General features: G+C 67.0%; 7 protein-coding genes and 2 pseudogenes. 6 read left to right on the top strand and 3 right to left on the bottom strand.

Annotated elements, in window-relative coordinates:
• Positions 1-126: 126 nt before the first annotated feature.
• Entirely contained in the window at positions 127-855 is a 729-nt protein-coding gene (locus tag ACRDP3_RS24565; protein WP_431519176.1) for an HNH endonuclease family protein, read from the bottom strand.
• Between the two features lie 322 nt (positions 856-1,177).
• On the opposite strand from ACRDP3_RS24565, the gene ACRDP3_RS24560 reads away from it, so the two are divergent.
• Positions 1,178-1,465 (top strand): hypothetical protein, encoded by a 288-nt coding sequence (locus ACRDP3_RS24560; RefSeq protein WP_431519175.1) that lies wholly within the window; start codon positions 1,178-1,180, stop codon positions 1,463-1,465.
• Positions 1,466-1,562: 97 nt separating this feature from the next.
• On the opposite strand, the gene ACRDP3_RS24555 is transcribed toward ACRDP3_RS24560, so the two are convergent.
• The gene (locus ACRDP3_RS24555; protein ID WP_431519174.1) at positions 1,563-3,164 is read right to left on the bottom strand and encodes an ABC transporter substrate-binding protein; all 1,602 of its coding nucleotides are present in this window, start codon (positions 3,162-3,164) and stop codon (positions 1,563-1,565) included.
• 739 nt (positions 3,165-3,903) lie between these two features.
• Here ACRDP3_RS24555 and ACRDP3_RS24550 point away from each other — a divergent pair.
• A complete protein-coding gene (locus ACRDP3_RS24550; RefSeq protein ID WP_431519173.1) occupies positions 3,904-4,686 on the top strand; it encodes an SDR family NAD(P)-dependent oxidoreductase in 783 nt (260 codons plus the stop codon).
• A 71-nt stretch (positions 4,687-4,757) separates the two neighbouring features.
• On the top strand, positions 4,758-5,129 hold the full coding sequence (locus tag ACRDP3_RS24545) for an alpha/beta fold hydrolase (protein WP_431519172.1): 372 nt from the start codon (positions 4,758-4,760) through the stop codon (positions 5,127-5,129).
• Between the two features lie 32 nt (positions 5,130-5,161).
• Here ACRDP3_RS24545 and ACRDP3_RS24540 read toward each other — a convergent pair whose 3' ends face one another.
• Entirely contained in the window at positions 5,162-6,700 is a 1,539-nt protein-coding gene (locus ACRDP3_RS24540) for an MDR family MFS transporter (protein ID WP_431519171.1), read from the bottom strand.
• Positions 6,701-7,066: 366 nt separating this feature from the next.
• On the opposite strand from ACRDP3_RS24540, the gene ACRDP3_RS24535 reads away from it, so the two are divergent.
• The 3 genes and pseudogenes from ACRDP3_RS24535 to ACRDP3_RS24525 all read left to right on the top strand — a co-directional run.
• Positions 7,067-8,302, top strand: coding sequence for an MFS transporter (locus ACRDP3_RS24535; RefSeq protein WP_431519177.1), 1,236 nt, complete (start codon positions 7,067-7,069; stop codon positions 8,300-8,302).
• 118 nt (positions 8,303-8,420) lie between these two features.
• Positions 8,421-8,706: pseudogene (locus ACRDP3_RS24530) on the top strand (DNA alkylation repair protein); the annotation flags it as partial.
• 141 nt (positions 8,707-8,847) lie between these two features.
• Positions 8,848-8,976: pseudogene (locus tag ACRDP3_RS24525) on the top strand (DNA alkylation repair protein); the annotation flags it as partial.

The following is an 8,976-nucleotide window of genomic DNA, read 5'->3' as shown; positions in this document are numbered from 1 at the left end:
GTCACCGGGATGAGGACAGCCTCCGGTATGCGGCAGCGGTCGAACACCCCTCTGTCGCTTCATGCTTGAGGTATCTGGCGCCCGGGCCCCGTAGGTTCAGCCGGCCCTCGAGGCGGCAGCCGGCTTTCAGGAGCAGGTGTTCACCAGGGATTCCAGCGCGGTCTTCTCCTTCTCGGTGACCGAGAGCCCGTAGCTGAACTTCACGTGGGTCCAGGCCCTGCCGTACATGCACTGGTAATCGGCGTTCGGCGGGGTCCACCGATCGGGCGACTGGTCACCCTTCTCCCTGTTGGCGACGACCGAGACGGCGATGAGCTGCGAGGTGGACAGGTCATTGGCGAACTTGTGGCGCTGGGAGGAGCTCCACTCGTCCGCTCCCGAGCGCCATGCGTTGGCCAGGGGCACGACATGGTCGACGTGGACCTCCGATGCCGCGTCGAGGATTTGGTCGTCGTAGGGGCTGTGCCAGCGTGTCGAGGCCGCCTGGGCCGGTGCGTCCAGGGCGATGTCCTTGCCGTCGCGCTGGAGGACGACCTCGCGGGTCATGGGCCAGCGGTTGTTGCTGGCCCAGTGCTCGAACTTGTCCCTGTTGTACCCGTTCAAGGAGTGCGGGGCCTCGACAGTGAGGGCGGCGAGCTCCTTGCGGACCACTTCGGGGGGCGGTGGTTCGGGCATCACCTCCGGCACGGTGGGGACCGCCGGTGCGGCGGCCGGTTTGAGGTCCGGTGCGGCGACCGGTGTGGAGGAGGGGCGCGACAGGGCCACACCCAACGCGACAGGGACGGGGAGCAGCGCTACCCCCAGGGCGATGCCGACGAAGCGATGGCCTGACCTGCTGGTATCAGGAGCTTTCATATGAGATCCATACCGCGCGTCATCGATCCGCTGCCGCAGACTACTCCGCTGGCGCAGCGTGGAATGCGATCGCAACCTGCTCACCCCTCGCCCGCCTTCACATCGAAGGGCGTTCGGGTCATCGATCAGTTCACTGCCTGGGAATTGATGCTCCGTCACCCCGCCCGCGCTGTTGGCGGGGGTCGGCGAGCAATCGGCGAACTATGTCCAATTCCTGGCAAAGAGATGAAAAAGTATGTAAAAGTGATCACCGCCACCTGAGCACGGGTAGATCAGCATCTGTACACGCAATCACCCGCGTTCGATGTATGGGAGACGAATCATGATGAAGAGCTTCGCCCGCGCAGTGGCCGTGGTGGGCCTGGTGGCCGGTCTGAGCGCTGTCTCGGCGCCCTCGGCCCTGGCGAACGGCGCCCCTTCCGTCCACGAGCGCGGTCCGGGCGACGCCGTGTCCGCTCAGGTGAAGGGCTCCGAGAACGTCACGCAGACGGTGAACGACAAGAGCGTCACCACCGGTCCCATCACCACGAAGATCAACGGGAAGGTGACGGACAGCCCCATCACCACCGAGGTCGAGGGAGAAGAGCAGGACCAGGGAGAAAAGTCCTGATCCACGGACTCCGTCGCCAAGAGGTCTGGACGGCAACGAAGCCCCAGGTCAGTGACCTGGGGCTTCGCGGCCGGCCTTCGTGACGGCGCCGCACGCGTCAGTCGCTCACCCCGCGGTCGAGCTCCCACAGCTGCAGCAGCGACGAGGAGTTGAGCGCCCACTCCAGGCCCGTGATGTCGTCGCGGGCCGCGATGTACTGCTTGCCCTGCCACAGCGGCAGTACGGGGATCTCCTTCGCGGCGAGATTCTGCGCGCGGGTGAAACTCGGCGTGGCGTTCGCTCGGTTGGGCTCCCGCCGGGTCTGCGGTATCAGTTCGTCACGGATCTCCTTGTTGTTGTACGGGGAGTTGAGGACGTTGTTCTTCTCGAAGAAGGGTGCGATGAAGTTTTCCGCGTCCGGAAAGTCCGGGAGCCAGCCGAAGCCGTAGACCTGGTACTTCCCCTTGAACGCGGCCGAGCTGTAGGAATCCGGGGACTCGCCCTTGACGGTCGCGTCGAAGAGTCCGCTGCCGTTCAGCTGCTTCTCGAGCAGGGCGAACTCCTTGGTGGTGGAGCCACCTCGGCCGACTCGAGGGTAGTGAAGGGTGATCTTCACCGGGGTTTTCACATCGGCCTTACGCAGGGTGCGCTTCGCGGCTTTGACGTTCGGCTCGCCGTACTCGTTGAAGAAGGAGTTCGTGTGCCCCGTGAGGCCGCTGGGGACGAGGGAGTACAGCGGTTCAGCCGTACGCTCGTACACGTCCCCGACCAACTGCTTGCGGTCCACGATCCGGGCGAACGCCTGCCGCACCGCACGCCGTCCCAGCGTCTTGTCCTCCGTGTCGAAGACGAGATAGCGGACCCCCTGCCCCGGCTGCTCGACGAGCTCGATGTGATCGTCCGGGTCCGCCTCCAGCCGCTCGACGAACCGGGACGTGACGCCGCGGCTCATCAGGTCGATGTTGCCGGAGTCGAGCGCCTTCTGAAGGGCGTGCGCGGTGGTGAAGAACCGCAGCTCGATCTCGTCGTTCTTCGCCCTGGGACCGCCCCGGTAGTCCGGGTTCCTGACGAGGAGCACCTTGCGCCCCTTGTCGTCGAAGTCGTCGAGTACGTACGGCCCCGAGCCGGTTCCCTTGGAGCTCTTGGTGAGGCGGTCGGCTGGATAGGTCTGGCTGTCGACGATGGAGGCGGCGGGGGTGGCGAGCTTGTACGGGAAGGTGGCGTCAGGCTTCTTCAGGTGGAAGAGGACCTTGTTGCCGCCAGTGGCCTCGACCTTGCGGACGTTGCTGAGCAGTGAGGCCGGGCCGCCTTCGTGGTTGATGCGGAGCAGGCGCTCGGTGGAGAACTCGACGTCTTCGGCGTTCAGCTTGTTCCCGTTGGAGAAGGTCAGCCCGTCCCGCAGAGTGCAGCTGTACTGATCGTTCCGCTTGTCGGTGAAGCCGCACCTCTCGGCCGCGTCCATCACCGGTTCGGTGCCCGAACGGGGCGGCCGCAGCAGCGTCTGGAAGGTGTTGCGCATGATGTTCCAGGAGCTGGTGTCGTAGGAGGCGGCCGGGTCGAAGGGCGCGGGGCTGTCCTCGGTGACCGCGACTCTCTCCGTCGTACCCACGACGATGGTCTCGCTCTCCTCCGCTTGCCCGTCCACTCCGCCGCTGCAGCCGACGAGGGCGGAGGCAAGCAGCCCGGCCAGGGCGGGCGGCGTGAGAGTCCTGCGGTTCATAATCGGCGCCTCATTCATCCGGCCAGGGGTTCTTGCACAGTCGCATAGCGCAGAGTGACGCTAGTGCTTCTGTGGTGACAATCTGGAGTAGGGCGGCGCGGAATGGCCAGCCGATCCAGATAGAGGACCACTGGTCCTGCAATACGGACGCGGGAACGTACCGCACGTCAGCGAATCAATGCGGGCACAGTGGTTCGTGGATCGCCGTCTGACACACCTTCCAGCACATGACCGGCGAAGTTGTCGATGGCTCGGTCGGTGATAAACCTCACCAGCGTCAACTGCAGTGCTGTGCGGGTGTGTTGGGCTCCTTCGCCCGCATCCGCGACCAATGGAAAACACGCGTGCCGTGCGCCCCCTCAGACGGCAATTGCTGGGGATTTCCCCATCGTTGCCTCGTTGTCCAGACATGGCAGCCCGGCAGGGAGAACGCGCTTCGCGATGCCGGCTTCCCGCTCTGCCGGGTGGTTGACCCCCGTCGGGGCCAACCACCCGGTGTGCGGGCTACGCCTGGAGCCACCGGCTCGAGTACGCCACGCCCCAGTCGTTGCACGGGTGGCCCGAGGGGCCCGGGGAGGGGTTGGGCTGGGCCGGGTCGGAGATGCGCAAGACGGTCCAGTTGCGGGCCAGCCGTGCCCCAACAGCGTCCAGTAGCTGGGGAGTTGCGAGCTGCGGGGCGCGGCGGCAGGCGCTGGCCCTCAGCGGGTCCGCTGCCGCCGCCGCATGCGAGGATCCGGCGGTGAATGATTTCGCTCAACCACTTGATGGCATGAAGACCTTGGTGATCGGGGGCGGAGGCGAGGGCATCGGACGCGCGATCTCGCGTGCCTTCGCTGCGGCCGGCGCAGCTGTCGCCGTCGCGGACATCGAACAGGAGCGAGCGCGTGAGGCCGTACATGAGTTGACGGAGTCTGGCGCACGCGCCATTCCGCTCGTCGGCGATGTCCGATCCCGGCAAGATGTGGACGGGTTCGTCGCCCACACCACCGCCGAGTTCGGCAGGCTCGACACGCTCGTGACCGTTGTCGGAGGGCAGGTCTCGTTCGTGCCCTCCGTACGGCTGCACGAGATGAGCGACGACGACTGGGATCTGGTCTACGAGATGAACCTTCGCTATGTAGCACGGGCAGCCCGATCTGCCATCCGTACGTTCCTGGCTCAAGAGAACGGCGGGTCCATCGTCTGCGTCGGCTCAGTCACCGGCGTGATGGCCGCACCGATGCAGGCAGGCTACGGCGCTGCCAAAGCCGGACTCGCCAGCCTTGCCAAGACCGTCGCCGCAGAGTACGCGGGCGATGGCATCCGCATGAACGTCGTGGCGTGCGGCGCGATCGCGACGCCGGCGGCAGGCTCAGCACAGGATGCCGACGGAACCCCTGAGATTCCGATGGGTCGGTTCGGCGTCCCCGGGGACGCGGCAGCGGCGGTTGTCTACCTGGCCTCGCCGCTCTCGTCATATGTGACGGGCCAGAGTCTCGTGGTTGATGGAGGCGTCACGGTACGCGGTCCGTTCCCGGACTAAGGCGTTCCGCGAACCGGACGACAAGGCCCGGGCCGTGCCGTGAACGAGACGGCTCCGCCGCGCTGTTCCACGTGGAACCACCTGCCCTCGGCACCCGGCACGATCTCCAGGGTCGGCGAAGTCGGGCTCCGCATGAAGAGGAGATCTCCGCGAACGCCTGGAGCGAGGCCGCGGCCGACGGCTGGAGCACCGACTCCGGCGTCGACACCGCGCAAGACGACAGCTGGGGCAACGGCCAGGACGACTGGGCAGCCGACCGGCGCGGGACGCTGCCCACCGCCGTACTGGTCTCCACCCACGACGTGACCATCCGCCGCTGGGCCGAACGCGACCACAACGTCGTGCGGTGGACCGAACTCGACCGCGGTGGCCACTTCCTTGCGATGGAAGCCCCCGACCTGCTCGTCAGTGACGTCCGCGAGTTCTTCGGCAAAACACGCTGAAGGGAGATCCGAACCCTCGACCGGCGGGCGAATCAGCTCTGGATGTCAGGCTCCTTATCGCTCTTCACGGTCTTCGCACTGTGCTGCTGCGTGGCAGCTCCATCGGTGGGCGGGACCGTGTCGGCATCGCCATGGTCCTGGGTATCAGCGCCCGGGACCCGGTTCGGCAGCTTCGCCGCGACGACGATCGTCACCAGGGCGAGGGCGGTCGCGACGCCGAAGGCCAGCTTCATCCCGCTCACCTGTGCGGGCACCGCGGCGACGCCGTCGGCGACCAGGTGGCTGGTGCGCGCGGACATCACGGTCACCACAAGCGCGGTCCCGAACGCTGCGGCGACCTGCTGCAACGTGCCGAGCATCGAGCTGCCGTGCGAGTACAGGTGTGGGGGAAGCCCGCCCATGCCAAGCGTGAAGACCGGGGTGAACGTCGCCGCCAGGCTGACCATCAGCAGCGTGTGCAGTCCCAGCACCTGCCAGTACGGCATCGTCATCGAGACCTGGGTGAACCCGCCGAGGGCGAGGAACGTGGCGATCGAGCCGGGCAGCACCAGTGGCCGACTGCCGAACCGGTCGAATATCTTTCCGACGGTCGGTCCCAGCAGGCCCATGGCCAGACCGCCCGGCATGACCAGCAGGCCGGTCTCCAGCGGGCTGAGCCCGCGCAAGTTCTGCAGGTACAGCGGCAGCAGGATCATCGATCCGAGCATCGCCAGGAACCCGATGGACATGAGGAGCAAGGACAGGCTGTAGGTCCGGTGCCCGAGGATTCGCATGTCCATCAGAGGCACACCGGTGCGTTGCAGCTTGAGCTGGCGGATCACGAAAACCGCGATCATCGCGACTCCGGCGATGACGATGCCGATGCCGAGCCCGACCCTGCCGTCGTTGCCGCCGAAGAGGCTCAGGCCGTACACCAGGCCGCCGAAGCCGAGTGCCGCTACGCCCACGCTGAGCCAGTCGATGGAGCTCACCTGCGGGTCGCTGATGTTGTCCATCTTGCGCAGCCCGAACAAGGTCACCAGACCCGCGATCGGCAGGACGACCAGGAACAGCAGTCGCCAGGAGCCGGCCTGCAGGATCAGCCCGGACACGGCGGGTCCGAGCGCGGGCGCCACCGAGATCGCCAGGGTGACGTTACCCATCACCCGGCCGCGGTCCTGCTTTGGCACCACGATCATCAACGTGGTCATCAGCAGGGGCATCGTCACGGCTGTGCCCGCGGCCTGCACTATCCGACCCAGCAGCAGCACCTCGAAGGACGGCGCGACGGCTGACAGGAGGGTGCCCGCGAGGAACACGCCCATCGCTGTCGCGTAGGCCTGGCGGGTGGTGACCCGCTGCAGGAACCAGCCGGTGACCGGAATCACGGCGGCCATGGTGAGCATGAACGCGGTGGTCAGCCACTGCGCCGACTGCTCGGTGATGCGCAACGAGTCCATCAACCGCGGAATAGCGTTGATCATGATGGTCTCGTTGAGGATCACCACGAACGTGGCCAGTACCAGCAGGCGCACCACCGTCGGTGTGCGGCCCGCCTGCTCGGCCGGTCTTTCTTGGATCGCAGCTGACATGGCAGCACCTCGCTGGGGTTCAGGTCACAGTCGCTTCGCAGCCAGCCAAGGGCCGTCGGCACGGACGTGGGTGTGGGCGCCGGTGAAGACCGGCACGCTTGGCAGAACTCATCGGTCGGCCCGAGTGTTCCGCATCGTTGCGCAGATCTCCTCCGAATTCTCATCCGCTCCACGAACCATCCGCCGGCCACCCCACCCCGACGCTCCTGACCGCTGGTGCCCCTCTCCTTCACAGCGGAGAGGGTGAAGACGAGAACTCTGGGCTTGCCGAATACTCCGTTGACCGAGGACGGCCAAGGCGCGAGAGTTTCGCCCTGGCCGGGAACAACGGCATACGTGGGACGGTGAGCGGTGGCTGGCTCGGACATGGCCCGTGACCTGCAAGTCAAGGAGACCTCGTCTGATCAGCCGCTGTGGACAGCGGACTTCCGGCTGTTCTTCACCGCCCGAACCACCTCCCTGCTGGGCGACGCGATGCTCCCCGTCGCGATCACGGCCGCCGTGATCCGGGCGGGATACGGGGCGAGTGGGGTGGGCTATGCGCTCGCCGCGCTCGTAGCGCCGTTCGCAGCACTGATCATCTTTGGCGGGGTGCTGTCCGACCGTTACGGCGCCCGGCGGCTGATGGTCGTCTCGGACGCAGCCCGGCTGTGCTCTCAGGGAGTGCTCGCGCTGCTGTTCCTGCTGGGTACGCCGCATTTGTGGCAGATCCTGGTGCTGCTGGCCCTGATCGGGGCGGGCAGCGCTGTCTTCCAGCCTGGAGTCGCCAGCATCACCCCGCTCACGGCCCAGGACGTACAGAAGGCCAACGCCACCCTCCGCATCTCGGAGTCCCTCACCATCGTCATCGGCCCGTCGCTGGCCGGCCTGCTGCTGGTGGTCTCCTCACCTGCGGCGGTGGTCGCCCTCGACGCCTTGACCTATGCGGTCAGCGGCGCCTGCCTCCTCCTGCTCCGCTCGGTCTCGATGGGCCCGGACGCGCGGAAGGGCGCCTCGTCGTTCCGGGCCGATCTCGTCGAGGGATGGCGGGAGTTCCGGGCCAGGACCTGGCTGTGGAGCGTCATCGTCGTCTTCATGCTCTGGCAGCTGGCCGGCGCCGGCCCCACCATGACCCTCGGTAACAGCACGCTCGTCACCGACTACGGAGCATCGGTGTTCGGCCTGGTCATGTCGTCCCTCGGGGCGGGAAGCGTGCTGGGCGGGATCGTCGCGATCAGGCTCCGCCCGCGGTATCCGCTCCGGGCCGGCGCACTCTCCATGATCCTTTGGGCGCTCATGCCGCTGGGGGTCGCTCTCGGCCTACCCGCGCCGCTCATCGCCGGGTGCTACGGGGTGAGCGGCGTGGGCATGGCGTTCTGGATCGTCATGTTCCACACGAGCGTGCAGACGCACATCCCGCAGGATGTCCTCGGCCGGGTACACGCGTACGACGCGGCCGGCTCGCTGGTGATGAAGCCGGTCGGGCAGGCGGTGGCGGGACCGCTCGCGATCGTCGTGGGAACGGCGCCGCTGCTGTACGTGTCCGCGTCCATGGCGCTCGTCGCCTGCGCGCTGCTGCTGGCAATCCCGGCCGTGCGCGGCCTGAAGCGGGTGGAGCGCTAGCTGCGCCCGTATCCCCTCTCATCAGCTGGGCGGAGCCCTGCACGCCCACGCCAAGGCCGATCGCGGTCGTAGCCTGAATCTCGCACGTGGTGGAAAGGAGGCTGAGGTGGCCGAGACGATGGTGGCCGAGGTGATGGCCGAGCTGGCCGAGCTCGAGGACCCGAAGTTCCGCGAGGTGAACGAGAAGCACGGTGACGATCACGGTGTGAACCTCGGCAAGCTGCGCGCGCTCGCGAAGCGGCTGAAGACGCAGCAGGAACTCGCGTGCCGGCTCTGGGCGACGGATGACACCGCGGCGAGACTGCTGGCGATCCTGATCTGCCGCCCGAAGGCGTTCGAGCGTGACGAGTTGGACGTCATGTTGCGCGAGGCGCGCACACCCAAGGTGCACGACTGGCTCGCCCACTGCAGGCGATCCGGGGCGTCCTTCATCTCCGCCTCTATGACATCGAGCAGTCCTGCGAGGTCGAGACCCTCGGGCTTCTTCGCCACGCGCTCGGTGGTCAGCGCCCAGCCGGCACTCGCGACGACTGGATCCGGATCGGCGGAACCACTGCCTGGCTCAGATCGGGATCGAGCACACCGGGCACCGCACCCGTGCGATCGACATCGGTGAGCGCCTGGAGGTGCTCAAGGACTACCCGACTTCCCCGGGCTGCACGTCTCCGTTCGCG

Origin of the sequence: Streptomyces sp., from assembly GCF_050698815.1 — a bacterium.
Lineage (GTDB): Bacteria > Actinomycetota > Actinomycetes > Streptomycetales > Streptomycetaceae > Streptomyces.
The sequence above is the reverse complement of the archived record's forward strand: the minus strand, read 5'-3'. Positions and strand labels throughout refer to the sequence as shown.

Excerpts from the sequence above, each read along its gene's own strand:
- ACRDP3_RS24565 (WP_431519176.1), bottom strand. The coding sequence starts at position 855 with ATGAAAGCTCCTGATACCAGCAGGTCAGGCCATCGCTTCGTCGGCATC.
- ACRDP3_RS24535 (WP_431519177.1), top strand. The coding sequence starts at position 7,067 with ATGGCCCGTGACCTGCAAGTCAAGGAGACCTCGTCTGATCAGCCGCTG.
- ACRDP3_RS24540 (WP_431519171.1), bottom strand. The coding sequence starts at position 6,700 with ATGTCAGCTGCGATCCAAGAAAGACCGGCCGAGCAGGCGGGCCGCACA.
- ACRDP3_RS24560 (WP_431519175.1), top strand. The coding sequence starts at position 1,178 with ATGATGAAGAGCTTCGCCCGCGCAGTGGCCGTGGTGGGCCTGGTGGCC.
- ACRDP3_RS24555 (WP_431519174.1), bottom strand. The coding sequence starts at position 3,164 with ATGAACCGCAGGACTCTCACGCCGCCCGCCCTGGCCGGGCTGCTTGCC.